Origin of the sequence: Neisseria sp. HMSC070A01 (genome assembly GCF_001810165.1) — a bacterium.
GTDB lineage: Bacteria > Pseudomonadota > Gammaproteobacteria > Burkholderiales > Neisseriaceae > Neisseria.
In genome coordinates, this window is record NZ_KV800123.1 from 223,840 (window position 1) to 239,284 (window position 15,445).

The 15,445-nt window shown below is 51.6% G+C and carries 13 protein-coding genes; all 13 read left to right on the forward strand.

Annotated elements, in window-relative coordinates:
* The first annotated feature begins 80 nt into the window (after nt 1–80).
* The 13 genes from HMPREF2711_RS06585 (at nt 81) to HMPREF2711_RS06645 (ending at nt 15,440) form a co-directional block, all read left to right on the forward strand.
* Complete coding sequence (locus HMPREF2711_RS06585; RefSeq protein ID WP_036494021.1) at nt 81–2,477, forward strand: penicillin-binding protein 1A; 2,397 nt, start codon at nt 81–83, stop codon at nt 2,475–2,477.
* A 60-nt stretch (nt 2,478–2,537) separates the two neighbouring features.
* Entirely contained in the window at nt 2,538–3,374 is an 837-nt protein-coding gene (locus tag HMPREF2711_RS06590) for a PHP domain-containing protein (RefSeq protein ID WP_003748974.1), read from the forward strand.
* 135 nt (nt 3,375–3,509) lie between these two features.
* Entirely contained in the window at nt 3,510–4,352 is an 843-nt protein-coding gene (locus HMPREF2711_RS06595) for a class II glutamine amidotransferase (RefSeq protein ID WP_003748976.1), read from the forward strand.
* Nucleotides 4,353–4,552: 200 nt separating this feature from the next.
* Nucleotides 4,553–5,005 carry a transcriptional regulator NrdR gene (gene nrdR, locus HMPREF2711_RS06600; protein ID WP_003748978.1) on the forward strand — a complete coding sequence of 151 codons (453 nt, stop codon included), beginning with the start codon at nt 4,553–4,555 and terminating at the stop codon, nt 5,003–5,005.
* Between the two features lie 14 nt (nt 5,006–5,019).
* Nucleotides 5,020–6,123, forward strand: coding sequence for a bifunctional diaminohydroxyphosphoribosylaminopyrimidine deaminase/5-amino-6-(5-phosphoribosylamino)uracil reductase RibD (gene ribD / locus HMPREF2711_RS06605; RefSeq protein ID WP_003748981.1), 1,104 nt, complete (start codon nt 5,020–5,022; stop codon nt 6,121–6,123).
* A gap of 550 nt (nt 6,124–6,673) precedes the next feature.
* Nucleotides 6,674–7,981 carry a nucleotide sugar dehydrogenase gene (locus tag HMPREF2711_RS06610; protein ID WP_003748983.1) on the forward strand — a complete coding sequence of 436 codons (1,308 nt, stop codon included), beginning with the start codon at nt 6,674–6,676 and terminating at the stop codon, nt 7,979–7,981.
* Between the two features lie 169 nt (nt 7,982–8,150).
* Nucleotides 8,151–9,578 carry an oligosaccharide flippase family protein gene (locus HMPREF2711_RS06615; RefSeq protein WP_070615861.1) on the forward strand — a complete coding sequence of 476 codons (1,428 nt, stop codon included), beginning with the start codon at nt 8,151–8,153 and terminating at the stop codon, nt 9,576–9,578.
* Between the two features lie 42 nt (nt 9,579–9,620).
* Nucleotides 9,621–10,931, forward strand: coding sequence for an O-antigen ligase family protein (locus HMPREF2711_RS06620; RefSeq protein WP_070615863.1), 1,311 nt, complete (start codon nt 9,621–9,623; stop codon nt 10,929–10,931).
* Nucleotides 10,928–11,998, forward strand: coding sequence for a glycosyltransferase family 4 protein (locus HMPREF2711_RS06625; RefSeq protein ID WP_070615864.1), 1,071 nt, complete (start codon nt 10,928–10,930; stop codon nt 11,996–11,998). The genes HMPREF2711_RS06620 and HMPREF2711_RS06625 overlap by 4 nt, the downstream gene beginning before the upstream one ends.
* Before the next feature lie 13 nt (nt 11,999–12,011).
* Complete coding sequence (locus HMPREF2711_RS06630) at nt 12,012–13,184, forward strand: glycosyltransferase (protein ID WP_070615866.1); 1,173 nt, start codon at nt 12,012–12,014, stop codon at nt 13,182–13,184.
* Nucleotides 13,177–13,794 (forward strand): sugar transferase, encoded by a 618-nt coding sequence (locus HMPREF2711_RS06635; RefSeq protein WP_036492790.1) that lies wholly within the window; start codon nt 13,177–13,179, stop codon nt 13,792–13,794. Before HMPREF2711_RS06630 ends, HMPREF2711_RS06635 begins: the two co-directional genes overlap by 8 nt.
* The gene (locus HMPREF2711_RS06640; RefSeq protein WP_070615868.1) at nt 13,781–14,755 is read left to right on the forward strand and encodes an ATP-grasp domain-containing protein; all 975 of its coding nucleotides are present in this window, start codon (nt 13,781–13,783) and stop codon (nt 14,753–14,755) included. The genes HMPREF2711_RS06635 and HMPREF2711_RS06640 overlap by 14 nt, the downstream gene beginning before the upstream one ends.
* On the forward strand, nt 14,748–15,440 hold the full coding sequence (locus tag HMPREF2711_RS06645; RefSeq protein ID WP_003748994.1) for an HAD family hydrolase: 693 nt from the start codon (nt 14,748–14,750) through the stop codon (nt 15,438–15,440). The genes HMPREF2711_RS06640 and HMPREF2711_RS06645 overlap by 8 nt, the downstream gene beginning before the upstream one ends.
* The last annotated feature ends 5 nt before the right edge of the window (nt 15,441–15,445 follow it).

The window sequence follows — 15,445 nt, forward strand, 5'->3', positions numbered from 1 at the left end:
ACAGTATTGACTGTGGCTGATAGAAATCGTTTCCCATTTTACTTTATTTATCGCCATTAATGGCAAATTATTACTTAGTCATGATTAAAAAGATTATAACGACCTGCCTGGGTCTCTTATTGGGACTGGCTCTTTTCGGTGTGGGGCTGCTTGCAATTGCAATTTTGGTCACCTATCCGAAGCTGCCGTCTTTGGACACTTTACAACACTACAAACCCAAAATGCCGCTGACGATTTATTCTTCAGACGGCCAAGTGATTGGCGTTTACGGCGAGCAACGGCGTGAATTCACCAAAATCGGTGACTTTCCCAAAGTTTTGAAAAATGCCGTGATTGCAGCCGAAGACAAACGCTTCTACGACCACTGGGGCGTGGACGTTTGGGGTGTGGCGCGCGCCGCGATCGGCAACGTCATGGCCGGCGGCGTTCAATCCGGTGCCAGTACGATTACGCAGCAGGTTGCCAAAAACTTCTACCTGAGCAGCGAGCGTTCGTTTACCCGTAAATTCAACGAAGCCCTGTTGGCTTACAAAATCGAGCAGTCTTTGAGCAAAGACAAGATTTTGGAGCTGTACTTCAACCAAATCTATTTGGGTCAACGCGCTTATGGTTTCGCATCTGCAGCCCAAATTTATTTCAACAAAAATGTTAACGAGTTAACATTGGCCGAAGCCGCCATGTTGGCCGGCTTGCCCAAAGCCCCTTCCGCCTACAATCCGATTGTAAACCCTGAACGCGCCAAACTGCGTCAGGCTTATATTCTGAACAATATGCTGGAAGAAGGCATGATTACCCTGCAGCAACGTGATCAGGCTTTGAAAGAAGAGTTGCATTACGAGCGTTTTGTACAAAACATCGATCAAAGCGCCCTGTACGTTGCCGAAATGGTGCGTCAAGAGCTGTTTGAGAAATACGGCGAAGATGCCTACACGCAAGGCTTCAAGGTATACACCACCGTCGATACTGCACACCAACGCGTGGCCACCGAAGCCCTGCGTAAAGTCCTGCGTAATTTCGACCGCGGCAGCAGCTACCGCGGCGCAGAAAACTACATCGACCTGAGCAAAAGCGACAACGTAGAAGAAACCGTCAGCCAATACCTTTCTACACTTTATACCGTCGATAAAATGATTCCGGCGGTTGTATTGGAAGCCTCCCGCAAAGGTGTACAGATTCAGTTGCCGAGCGGCCGTAAAGTCACGTTGAACAGCCACGCTTTAGGCTTTGCCGCCCGTGCCGTCAACAACGAAAAAATGGGCGAAGACCGCATCCGCCGCGGCTCCGTCATCCGCGTTAAAGGCAGCGGCGATACCTTTACCGTCGTTCAAGAGCCTTTGCTGCAAGGCGCATTGGTGTCTTTAGATGCGAAAACCGGCGCAGTCCGCGCATTGGTCGGCGGCTACGACTACCACAGCAAAACCTTCAACCGCGCAACTCAAGCCATGCGCCAACCCGGCTCGACGTTCAAACCGTTCGTTTATTCCGCCGCCTTGGCAAAAGGCATGACTGCTTCCACCATGATTAACGATGCGCCGATTTCCCTGCCGGGCAAAGGTGCAAACGGCAAAGCGTGGAACCCGAAAAATTCAGACGGCCGCTATTCCGGTTACATCACGCTGCGCCAGGCTTTGACCGCTTCGAAAAACATGGTGTCCATCCGCATCCTGATGTCTATTGGTATCGGTTACGCGCAACAATACATCCAACGCTTCGGCTTCAAGCCGTCTGAAATCCCTGCCAGCCTGTCTATGGCTTTGGGTACAGGCGAAACCACGCCGTTGCGTATTGCAGAAGGTTACAGCGTCTTTGCCAACGGCGGTTACAAAGTGTCCGCCCACGTCATCGACAAAATCTACGACAGCCAAGGCCGTCTGAGAGCGCAAATGCAGCCTTTGGTAGCCGGTGAAAACGCGCCTCAGGCCATTGACCCGCGCAACGCCTACATCATGTACAAAATCATGCAAGACGTTGTCCGTGTCGGTACCGCACGCGGTGCAGCCGCACTCGGCCGCGCCGACATCGCCGGTAAAACCGGTACCACCAACGACAACAAAGACGCATGGTTTGTCGGCTTCAACCCTAGCGTTGTGACTGCCGTCTATATCGGCTTTGACAAACCGCGCAGCATGGGTCGTGCAGGTTACGGTGGTACAATCGCCGTACCGGTATGGGTAGAATATATGCGCTTCGCCCTGAAAGGCACCAGCGTCAAACCGATGAAAGCCCCTGAGGGCGTGGTTTCGAACGGCGGCGAAGTGTATATGCGCGAACGCATGACCACCAGCTCCGACCTGGCCTTGGACAACAGCGGCGTTGCACCGCGTCCCGCTCAACCTACCCGTCGCGCGGTTCCGAATGAAAACCGCCGCCGCACTGAGAGCGGCAATGCGCCAGCCCGTGAAGAATTAGACGAAACCCCAGTTCTGCCAAGCAATACCGGCAACAATAACAAACAACAACTGGACTCTCTGTTCTAACAAATCAAGGCCGTCTGAAACGTTCAGACGGCCTTTTTTGAGAAAATTCAAAGCAAAACCATGATTGATTTACACTGCCATTCGACCGTTTCAGACGGCATGCTCTCCCCAACCGAAGTCGTCCGACTCGCCCGTCAAAACGGTTGCACCCTGCTCGCCCTGACCGACCACGACCATACCGGCGGACTGGCCGAAGCTCGCGCCGAAGCCGATACCCTCGGCCTCCCCTTCATCAACGGCGTAGAAATATCCGTCACTTGGCGCGGCCGCACCATCCACGTTGTCGGCTTGGACTTTGACGAACACAACGAAACCCTGCAAAACCTGCTTGCCGAAGTCCGCAAAGGCCGTCTGAAACGATTGGAAGCCATCGCGGCCAAACTGGAAAAAAAAGGCATCACAGGCGCGTATGAAGGCGCACTGGCATTGGCCGCCAACAAAGAAATGGCCAGCCGCACCCACATTGCCGAATTCCTCATCCGCGCAGGCCATGTCAAAAACAAACAGCAGGCGTTTACCAAATACCTGGGCGACGGCAAATCCTGTTCCGTCAGACATGAATGGGCCACACTGGAAGACTGCGTAGCCGCGATTACAGGCGCGGGCGGCATGGCCATTATTGCCCACCCGATGCGCTATGAATTATCCGCCACCGCCAAACGAAACCTGTTTCAAGAATTTAAAAACCTCGGCGGCGCAGGGATTGAAGTACACAGCGGCAACTGCTGCAAAAACGACCGCCTCAACTATGCCCTGCTTGCCGACCGCTTCGACTTTCTCGCCAGCGCAGGCAGCGACTTCCACCGCCCCAACGACTTCAGCGGCGGCATACTCGGCGCCTGCCCCGACTTACCCGAACAATGCCGCCCGGTCTGGGAACACTTTAAGGCCGTCTGAATTTTTGACAGCAATTTTTCAGACGGCCCGCCAAGTATGAGACAGTTATAAACATATCACACTCTACATATTGAAACTGCCTGCCCGATACACCATAATAACCCTATAAATACCCCAAAAATAAAGGTTAACACCATGTGCCAACTGCTCGGCATGAATTGCAACACTCCCACAGACATCATGTTTTCTTTTGAAGGCTTCCGCCGTCGCGGCGGCATTACCGACCACCACGCCGACGGCTTCGGTATCGGCTTTTTCGAAGGCAAAGGCGTGCGCTTGTTTCACGACGACAAACCCAGCGCCAACTCGCCCGTTGCCGACTTGGTACGCGCCTACCAAATCAAATCTAAAAACGTTATCGCCCATATCCGCAAGGCCTCACAAGGCCAGACCTCATTGGCAAACACTCATCCCTTCATGCGCGAGATGTGGGGCGAATATTGGCTGTTTGCCCACAACGGTCATTTAATTGATTTTTTTCCCGAGCAGGGCGAGTACTACCATGCCGTCGGCTCAACCGATTCCGAACGCGCGTTCTGCTTTATTCTCAACCGCCTGCGCAGCCGCTTTGCCACCAAGCCCGAACCTGAAGTTTTGTTTGACGCCATTGCCGGCCTGACCCATGAAATCCGCCGCTACGGCTTGTTTAATTTCGTGATGTCCAACGGCGACTGCCTGTTTGCCCACGCCAGCACCTTGCTGCACTACATCGTGCGCAAAGCCCCGTTTGGCAAAGCACGCCTGCTGGACGATGATGTCATGGTCGATTTTTCAGAAGTGACCACCCCGAACGATAAAGTTTCTGTCATCGCCACCCTGCCCCTGACGCGCGATGAAACCTGGTCGCAATTGGCAGTCAATGAATTGGTGATGTTTCAAGACGGCGACATTGTCCTCAGCGACCGCCCCGACAATCCGGTTTACATGAGCGCGGAAGAAGGTTTGGAAATCGCCCGTGCCGTCGGCGTATCGGTTTGACGTGTGATTGACTGAAAAACACAAGGCCGTCTGAAAAGCCCGACTTCGCCAAAGCTGCCCTTTCAGACGGCCTTTTTATACCTAAATTCTACGCAAAAGCCTTTACTATACGAAAATAACGCAATCCGCTACAATAATAGTTCACAAACAATAAATTCAATTGCTTAGCGACCTTGCCGAGCGTATGACAAGGAAACCCGATGAAGTGCCCGTTTTGCCAACACCCCAACACTCAAGTAACCGACTCGCGATGGCTGGAAGACACCAACAGCATCCGTCGCCGCCGCAAATGCTTGGAATGCGGACAACGCTTCAGCACTTTTGAAACCGTTGAAATGCGGATGCCGCAAGTCATCAAATCCAACGGCACACGGGTTCCCTTTAATCCGCACAAACTGCAGACCAGCCTTGAGCGCGCGCTGCACAAACGCCCTGTCACGCAAGAACAAATCGACGAAACCGTTGCCCTGATCGAGCAGCGCCTCTACCGTTTGGGCAAAAAAGAAGTCGCTTCGCGCATCGTCGGCGAAATGGCGATGGAGGAGCTGGCAAAAATCGACCAAGTCGCTTATGTCCGCTTCGCGTCCGTCTATAAAAGCTTTAAAGACGTTTCCGAATTCACCCAAGTCATCGCCGAATGCAAAGCCAAATAAGGCCGTCTGAAACCATGTTTTCCGCACTTGATACCCAAATGATGCAAACCGCCCTCGAGCTGGCCAAGCTTGGGCGGTTTTCTACTTCCCCCAATCCCCGCGTAGGTTGCGTGATTGCACACGGCGCCCAAATCGTCGGACAAGGTTTCCACGTCAAAGCAGGCGAGCCGCACGCTGAAGTTCACGCCTTGAGGCAGGCCCAAGCGGCGGCAAAAGGCGCAACAGCCTATGTCACGCTGGAGCCTTGCAGCCATTACGGCCGCACGCCGCCATGCGCCGAAGCGCTGATTCATTCCGGCGTAGCACGTGTGGTCGCCTCCATGACTGACCCTAACCCATTGGTCGCAGGCAAAGGTTTGTCCATGCTGGAAGCCGCCGGAATCCGTACCGAAAGCGGTTTGCTGGAAGCGCAGGCGCGCGAGCTCAACCGCGGTTTCCTATCGCGTATCGAACGCGGCAGACCGTTTATCCGCCTCAAATGCGCCGCCAGTTTGGACGGCAAAACCGCTCTTTCAGACGGCCGCAGCTTTTGGATTACCGGCGAAGCGGCGCGCGAAGACGTACAAATTCTCCGCGCCGAAAGTTGCGCCGTTTTGACCGGTATCGGCACCGTACTTGCCGACAACCCGAAACTCAACGTCCGCAGCTTCCCCACCCTGCGCCAGCCTGCGCGCATCGTCTTAGACAGCCGTCTGCAAATCCCTTTGGACTGCCACCTCGTGACCGATACCGACAGCCCGACCGTTATCGTTACCCTTTCCTCAGACGAAAAACGTTTGCAGGCGCTGGGTAAATTTGAACATATCCGCATCATCAGGCCGTCTGAACACATCAACGGCCGCATCAATCTTCCTTCCCTCATGCCGCAACTGGCAGAGCTTGGCTTTGGCGAAGTTCTGGCAGAAGCCGGCTCAACACTTGTCTCAGCCTTCCTGAAGGATGACTTGGTGGATGAAATCGTCCTCTACCAAGCGCCGAAACTGTTAGGCGCAGGCAAACCTCTATTCTCCCTCCCTGAAAATCCGGCCGCCCTACTTTCAGACGGCCCCTGGCTGAGTCAATCGGTAGAAATCATCGGGCAGGACATTAAATGGGTTCTACGGAAAAAATCCGTCTGATTGCTTGTCATAAATAATTTAATTATTTTCAATAGAGTTATTCTATTGTTTATATAGCAATAAATGTGATTTATTCATCAATCTATTATAATGACTATAGCGTATTTCAATTTAAAACTTTGACTTAGGCTCATTATAATTAACCTGATTGTCAACAAAATTCTTTTTTCTTCACAAAACAATAAACTTTTAAAATAAGTTAAGCCGAGAAAATTTATTAAAAGTTTTTATTCTAGAAGGGTTTTAAACGGCATAACCGACAGCTTGATTTCATGAACCAAGCATTTGACAGAAAAATATCCAAAATTAAAACATGTAGTTGCATAAAACCTTTTAAAATTAAATATTCGAAAATACCGTTTCCATACCTCAGAGGCCGTCTGAACGACCGTTAAACTTTTTTGATTGAGACGAATCTGATAAATGCTTATGATTTCGTCTGCTGGGATTATAAGTACGGTTTTGAGGCTTCACACGATACGGCAGCAGCAAACAACTCAGGCATCGGGCAAACACTCCCGATTTACTCATTCATTACACGAAAGACATCATGAAAAACATTACGATACAAAAATTTGCCGATAAGACCGCAAAAATCGGCATCGTCGGCTTAGGCTACGTCGGTTTACCACTGATGCTGCGCTATGTGGACATCGGTTACCAAGTTTTGGGTTTCGACATCGACAAAACCAAAGTTGACAAGCTCAACAAAGGCGAAAGCTACATCGAGCATATTCCTGCCGAAAAAATCGCCGCCGCTTCAAACAGCCTGTTTGAAGCAACGACCGACTTCTCCCGTATCGGCGAAGTAGAAGCCGTGATTTTGTGCGTACCGACTCCGCTGAACAAATACCGCGAACCGGACATGAGCTTCGTTATCGACACTACCGACGCGGTCAAACCTTACCTGCGCGCCGGTCAAGTGCTGTCCTTGGAATCCACTACCTACCCCGGCACTACCGAAGAAGAATTGCTGCCACGCATGGAAGAAGGCGGCTTGAAAGTCGGTCAAGACGTGTTCTTGGTTTACTCTCCTGAGCGCGAAGACCCGGGTAACCCTAACTTTGAAACCCGTACCATCCCCAAAGTCATCGGCGGCCATACCCCTGCTTGTTTGGAAGTCGGCCTGGCACTGTACCAACCCGCCATCGATAAAGTTGTTCCGGTAAGCTCCACCAAAGCGGCCGAGCTGACCAAACTTTTGGAAAACATCCACCGCGCCGTAAACATCGGCTTGGTGAACGAGATGAAAATCGTTGCCGATAAAATGGGCATCGACATTCACGAAGTCATCAATGCCGCCGCAACCAAACCGTTCGGCTTCGTTGCTTATTACCCGGGCCCCGGCTTGGGCGGCCACTGTATCCCTATCGACCCGTTCTACCTGACTTGGAAAGCCCGCGAATACGGCGTAAACACCCGCTTCATCGAGCTGGCAGGTGAAGTGAACTCCCACATGCCCGACTACGTTATCGAAAAAGTCGGCCTGGCTTTGAACGACCACAACCGTTCCATCAAAGACAGCAAAATCTTGGTATTGGGTATCGCCTACAAGAAAAACGTGGACGATATGCGTGAAAGCCCCTCTGTGGAAGTGATGGACCGCCTGCACAAATTGGGCGCTGTGGTTTCCTACTCCGACCCGCACGTTCCAGAGTTCCCACACATCCCCGGCCACCACTACTTCGATTTGAAGAGTGAAGCGCTGACCCCTGAAACTGTCGCCCAATACGACTGCGTGGTTCTGACCACCGATCACGACAAATTCGACTATGACATGATCACCGAACATGCCAAACTGATTGTCGATACGCGTGGCAAATTCCCAGTGAAAAATCCTAAAGTCATCAAAGCATAATCTTGCTTCAGACGCATCCGGCTGCCTCCGGTTTCCCCGACTGGGACGGCGGCCGGTTTCCCAAGGCCATTTGTTTTTTCAGACGGCCTTGGGAAACCGGCAACGGTAACAACGCATCTCTTACGAAAAACGCTCAGCTCGAACTTCCGGCCGTCTGAAAACAAATAATATGAACGCGAAAAAAATCCTCGGCTACGCATTGGGCCCGATAGGAAGCGCCGCTTTCGGCCTGCTTTCCCTGCCGCTCATCTCATGGTACTTCCCTGCGGAAGACATCGGCCGTATCGTACTCTTGCAGACCATTGCCGGACTGAGCATCCTGTTGCTGGGCCTGGGGCTGGACCAATCCTATATTCGCGACTATTACGCCGTTAAAGACAAGGCCGCGCTGTTCAAATCCGTTTTTTTATCGCCATTGATTCTGACGGTGGCGGTTGTGGTTTTAGTGTTGCTGATAAACGCATCATGGCCGTCTGAAATCATTTTCGACATCCCCAGTGCGAATTTGGGGATTCTTTTCCTGATTTTCTTGGCCACCACGCTGATTATCCGTTTTTTAGCCTTGATTTTGCGAATGAAAGAGCAGGCATTGGCTTTTTCACTTAGCCAGCTTGCGCCGAAATTTTTGATTTTGGTATTGGTTTTTGCCGTGATCGCTTCCGGCCTGCCCGCCAATACGACTTCGCTGGTTTTTGCCTACACCGCCGCCCAAGTGCTGACCGTTGCGCTGTTGATCTATCAACTGCGCCGAGACCTGCAAGCCGTTTCCCATGCGAAATGGTCGCCTGAGCTGCATCGGGACGGCCTGCGCTACGGCCTGCCGCTGGCATTCGGCAACTTGGCCTATTGGGGTTTGACTTCGATTGACCGTTTTGTCCTCAAAAATATCTCGGGCTTGGACGAGTTGGGTATTTATTCGATGGCAGTCAGCTTTGGCGCCGTCGCCTTGATTTTCCAAAGCGTGTTCTCCACCATTTGGGCGCCTTTGGTGTTTAAATGGGTGGAAGAAAAAAACAATCTGGACAAAATTGGCGACATCACGCTTTCCATGACCGTCTTCATCAGTGCAATGATTTGCCTTATCGGGATTTTCTCGCCGATGGCGACTTGGATACTGCCGGAAAAATACACGCAGGTTCAATTTATCCTGCTCTCGTGTATGCTCTTCCCCCTGTTTTACACGCTGACCGAAGTCAGCGGCATCGGTTTGAACGTCGTCCGCTCGACTTGGCTGATTACCGCCATCAACATCGTTGCCTTTATCGCCAATACCGCCCTGCTCTATCTGCTGGTGCCGAAATTCGGTGCAAAAGGTGCGGCTATGGCCAGCGCAACGGCTTTTTGGCTGTTTTTCATCTTGAAAACCGAATTCTCTTCACGCCTGTGGCAGCCTTTGCCGCGCCTGAAGATTTATACCAACTCAACGCTCTGTCTGATGATCTGCCTTGCCTACACTTGGCTGGGTACGCGCGACAACTATATTTGGTTTGCGCTGGCATGGGCAGTCGGACTGGGTTTCCTGTTCCTAAAATACAAACACGCATTATTTGCCGCGACCGAAAAAATCAAAGTCAAATTAAACCGTTCGGCAAAATAGCCAACCTGAGATTCACGTCTCTACGATAACAACAGCACGACTATGAAAATAAAACGTCTGAACTTATACACTTACATCCTCTACATCATGCTCGCAGCCTATATGCTGGGGCCCGCGCTGTCCTTTAAGGTCGGCGTGCCGCGTATCGACAACCCCTTGACCCTGATATTTGTACTGCTTGGTTTTGTCGTATTTTTTCTGGAAAGCAAGCATATTCCGCGCAAGATTTTTGCCATGCTCTGCGCCCTGACCGCCATGTGCATCTGGCCTGCCATCCACATGGGCATTACGTCGCTGACGCCGACGCAGTACATGGATATTTTGTTTTTTATGGCGGTTCCGGCTTTCTTCTACTTGTTTTACCAAGTATTGAAGCGCGCCGACGACCCTTTGAGGACAATTCAGAAGTTCCTCGTCGTATTTACGCTGTTTATCGCCGTGCCGCCGTTTGCAGAGCTGGCCACCGGTATTCAGTTTGTGAGCGCCAGCGATGAGTTGGCTATTGATGAAGGCTCGCTCAAAGGCTTGTTCTTTAACCCGAACAACCTTGCCGCCACCGCAGTCTGCCTTGCGCCTGCCATTTTGTTTTTCTTCCAACTCCAAGGACGAAAACACAAAGAAAAACTACTGGGCTGGGGCTTGTTCCTGCTGTTGGGTATGGCCATTTTCGCCAGCGTATCGCGTACCGCCATCGGCTGTTACCTATTGATTTTGCTGGTTTATACGGCCTATCGCAAAAACGGTTTTATTACGGTCGGCGTAGCAGGCCTGCTGGCGTTGGTGTTGTCGATGATTCCGTCACGCGCGATTGCGGAATTTTTGCTCTCACTCAACGGCAACCAGTTTTTGGAACGCTTTTCCAGTCGCGTGTACCTCTTCCTGTACGACTTGGGCAGCGACAACTCCGTGTCCTACCGTCAGGAGATTTACAACTACTTTTGGAACAATCCGCCCCTGCTGCTGACCGGCTACGGCCCTAAAAACTTCCGCGAATATTTCGGCGGCCATTTGAGCGACAGCTTGGGCTTTGAAAACCCGCACAGCTTCATCATCGAGCTGTATCTGGGTTTCGGCATGATTTCCCTGCTCGGCTTTATTGCATTTGTGGCGTGTTATTTCCTCTACACCGCTTCAAACCGCGCAGTAACCGGCAAATCACGCGTTTTGGCTTGGGTTGCCTTAGGCATTTTCCTCATGGCCGGTTTTATTCCGTCCACCATTTTGCGTATGCCGTTTATCTGGCTGCCCTGCCTGCTGATTTTTATTTACAGCGTATTTGTTGCGCCCAAGCTGAAAGATATGGCCGCTTACGCATACAACGAAACACTATACGATACGAAGAAACCATCATGAAAATCATCCTGACTACCTCCATGTCCGGCCTCGGTGGCACTGAAAACGCCACTTTCCGCCTCGGCCGCCTGCTCAAACAACGCGGACACGATATCGTATTGGCCTCTTCAGACGGCCCTTTGATTCAGGAAGCACAAGCATTGGGCATCCGTTGGCAGCCGATTGATTTTTACCAAGGCGGTCTTTTGGGTTACATCAAAGGCATGTTTGCCTACATGAAACTGCTGAAAAAAGAGAAACCTGATGTGATTCACTGCCAAATGGCGCGTATCGTTCCGGCCTGCGCCATTGCGGCCAAGTTTACCTCGCCGAAAACCAAAGTGTTCTACCACGCGCGCGGCCTTGATCCGGAAACTTATCCGAAAATTTCCAAGCTTTTCGACAAGCTGGGCGTGTACATCATCGGCAACTGCAAACACGAACGCGAAAAACTCATCCGTTACGGTTTCCCTGCCAACCGCATCACCTACACTTACAACGCCCTGCACAAAGCGGATTACGTTCCTGAAAAAACAGTCAAAGACTATGTCCAACTGGGCACGCTTTCCCGTTTGGACACCGTCCGCGCCGTGCACCTGATGTTGGACATTCTCAAGAAAATGGTTGACCGCGGTATGCCTGTACGCCTCAACGTTGCAGGCATCGGCGAAGAAATGGACAACCTCAAAGCCCAAGCCAAACGTTTGGGCATTGAAGACAAAGTTACCTTCCTCGGCGGCGTCCGCGACTTGACCGGCTACTTCAAAGAAGTCGATATATTGGTGAACACGCCGCATTGCGTGGGCGACCACGGCGCAGGCGTCGGCAACAATATTTTGGAAGCCGGCCTTTACGACACACCTGTCGTGACCTACAACATGGCGGGCATTTCCGAAATGGTCATCACCGGCCAAACCGGCTACTGCATTCCTTTCGGCGATGACGAAGCGTTTATCGAAGCCGTCGATACACTCATCAAGCATCCAGAGTTGCGCGGTCAAATGGGCAAAGCCCTGCACAAACACGTCGAAACTTTATGCTCCGACGATGAAATCTACCGCACCACCATGGCTGCGTACGAAATGTAAGGCCGTCTGAAACATGAACATTACCATCGTCGCCCCTTATTGCTCGCTGCCGTCCGAGCCGCATTTCAACCGCTTCTGGTATCTGGCCGAGCTGTTGTCGCAGTCGCATGACGTATTGCTGATTACCAGCAACTTCAAGCACTACGACAAATCTTTCAGACGGCCCGAAGATGCCGAGGCCGCCTCACAAGGCCGTCTGAAAGTGATGTTGTTAGAAGAAAGCGGATACAGCAAAAACGTGTCTTTAGGACGCGTGACCAGCCATCACCGCTTCGTCAAACATTTTGAAAAATGGTTGGAAAACTGCCGTCCGGGCGAACAAGACGTCGTCTTTTCCGCCTATCCGCTGATTGCCACCAACCTGCTGTTGGGCAAACACAAAGCACGTTTGGGCTACAAGCTGATTGTCGATGTGCAGGATGTATGGCCGGAGTCTTTCTCCTCAGTCGTACCGTTTTTGAAAAAAGTACCGCACAACCTGCTGCCCTTTGCTTCACGCGCCAACCAAGCCTACCGCTACGCCGACGCGCTGGTCGCCGTATCGCAGACTTATCTCGACCGCGCCAAAGAAGCCAATCCGAACGTACCCGGCGAAGTCGTCTATATCGGTGCCGACTTTCCCAAACTCGATGCCGCGCCTGCCAAAAATTTCGGCGACGACAAAACCCGCTTTTTCTACTTGGGTACGCTCAGTTACAGCTATGACGTGGAAACCGTGTGCAAAGGCGTTCGGAAACTGTTGGATGCCGGCGAAAACGTTGAATTGCACATCATGGGCGGTGGTCCCGATTTGGACAGGCTCAAACAATACGCCTGCGACGGCATCAAATTTTACGGCTACATTCCTTACGCCGAAATGATGTCTGTCGCCAAGGGCTGCGACATCTCCGTCAACGCCATCCACTCTTACGCCATGCAGTCGATTACCAACAAACTGTCCGACTATATGGCTTTGCAAAAACCGATTCTGAACAGCCAGGTCAACGACGAAGTTGCCGAAGTCCTTACCCTGCTGCCGCATGCGGACTACCGTTCCGGCGATGTGGAAAGCTTCGTTAAAGCCGCCAAAGATATTTTGAAGCGCAAAGACGATCCTGTTCAGTCCGAAGAAATCGTCCGCCGCTTCAAGCGCGACGTTGCCTATCAAAAAATCGTCAACCTGATTGAAAGATTAGCTCATGAATAAATTTTTCAAACGCCTGTTTGACATTGTTGCCTCCGCCTCAGGGCTGATTATCCTGTCGCCTGTGTTTTTGATTTTGGTGTACCTCATCCGCAAAAACTTAGGCTCGCCCGTGTTCTTCATCCAAGAGCGGCCGGGCAAGGATGGCAAGCCGTTTAAAATGATTAAATTCCGCTCCATGCGCGATGCAATTGATAAAGACGGCAACCCGCTACCGGACAGCGAACGCCTGACCGATTTCGGCAAAAAATTACGGGCCACCAGCTTGGACGAACTTCCTGAATTATGGAATGTCTTAAAAGGCGAGATGAGTTTGGTTGGCCCTCGTCCGCTGCTGATGCACTACCTGCCGTTGTACAACGACTTCCAAAACCGCCGCCACGAAATGAAACCGGGCGTGACCGGTTGGGCGCAAGTCAATGGCCGCAACGCCATTTCATGGGACGAAAAGTTCGCCCACGATGTTTGGTATATCGACCACTTCAGCTTCTGGCTGGATATTAAAATTTTGTTCCTGACGGTTAAAAAAGTCTTCGTCAAAGAAGGCATCTCAGCCGAAGGAGAAGCCACTATGCCTTATTTCACGGGTAATAAAACTGATGAAAAAAAATAACATACTGATTCTGTCGGCAGGCCGCCGCGTCGAATTGGTGCAGGACTTCCAAACCGAAGCCGCACGTTTTTCAGACGGCATCGGCGTATTTGCCACCGACCTCAATCCCCACATGTCTTCAGCCTGTCATGTCGCCGACCGCGCTTTCAGCGTACCGCGCATCGACGCAGCCGAATACATCGACAGCATTTTCGAACTGGCCAAACAACACAACATCGGCCTGATTGTGCCGACCATCGATACCGAACTGCTCAAGCTGGCCGAAGCACGCGACCGTTTTGAAGCCGAAGGAATACACATCGTCATTTCCGACGCCAAACTGATTACCCTGTGCCGCGACAAGCGCCTGACCGCAGGCCTGTTTGCACAATACGGCATCCGTTCGCCTGAAATTTACGAACGGGACCGCCTGGCCTTCCCGTGTTTTGCCAAGCCTTATGACGGCAGCCGCGCCATCGGTGCGAAAAAAATCAACACACCGGCCGATCTGACTGCCGACATTGCCGAAGATCCGAAAATGATGTTCGCCCAATACATCGATATTGAAAATACTTTTTCCGAGTTTACCGTCGATATGTATTACGACCGTCAAGGCCGTCTGAAATGCGCCATTCCTCGCGAACGCTTGGAAGTGCGCACCGGCGAAGTCAGCAAAGGCGCGACCCGGCGCAATGCCCTGTACGAAGAGTTGGTTGAAAAAATGGCCGTATTGGAAGGCGCACGCGGCTGCATTACCGCGCAATTCTTCGTCAGCAAAACCGACAATACGACCTACGGCGTGGAAATCAATCCGCGTTTCGGCGGCGGTTTCCCACTGACCTACGCCGCAGGCGGCAACTATCCGGGCTGGCTGATTCAAGAATACATCGGCGGCCAAGACATTCCCTTCTCCGACGACTGGGAAAACAATTTAATCATGCTTCGTTATGATGCTAAGGTTTTGGTAAGAGAACATGATTAAGCCGGAAGAATCCGTCATCGTTTTTGACCTTGACGATACGCTTTACTCCGAACATGACTACAAATGCTCCGGAATACGGGCAGTTGTAGAGATGATTACGTCGCTTTATCCGCAATACAATGCCGGCGTACTATATGAAATTGCCGACAATAAAAGTAAAGACTGGCTCGACAATTTGTGTCATCATTGCAAATTAAACGAATCAGAGAAACAATCACTCTTGTGGCAATATCGACTGCATCGGCCTGCCATCCGACCCTATGTCGAACCGTCTTTTTTACGGAAGCTGATGCGCCCTTTTGCCGCACGCGCCCTGATTACAGACGGCCGCAGCCTGACACAGCGGTTGAAAATACAGGCCTTGGGCCTGACCGATTTGTTTGACGACATTTTGATTTCGGAAGCCACACAATCGGAAAAGCCCGACGACAAGCGTTTCGTTTTCCTGCAAAACAAATATCCGGCCGCAAAACGTTTTATTTACATCGGCGACAACATCAAAAAAGATTTTGTCGCACCCAACAAACTGGGTTGGCTCTCCATAGGCATCATGCCTAAGCCGCACAATATTCATCAAGCCGAGCCCGAGCAATACGGCCGCGAATACCAGCCCACCCTTTGGATAAACACCCTGGAAGAATTGACTACACTGACAACTTCCGCCACCGAAAAAGCAAATGCATAAGGGAC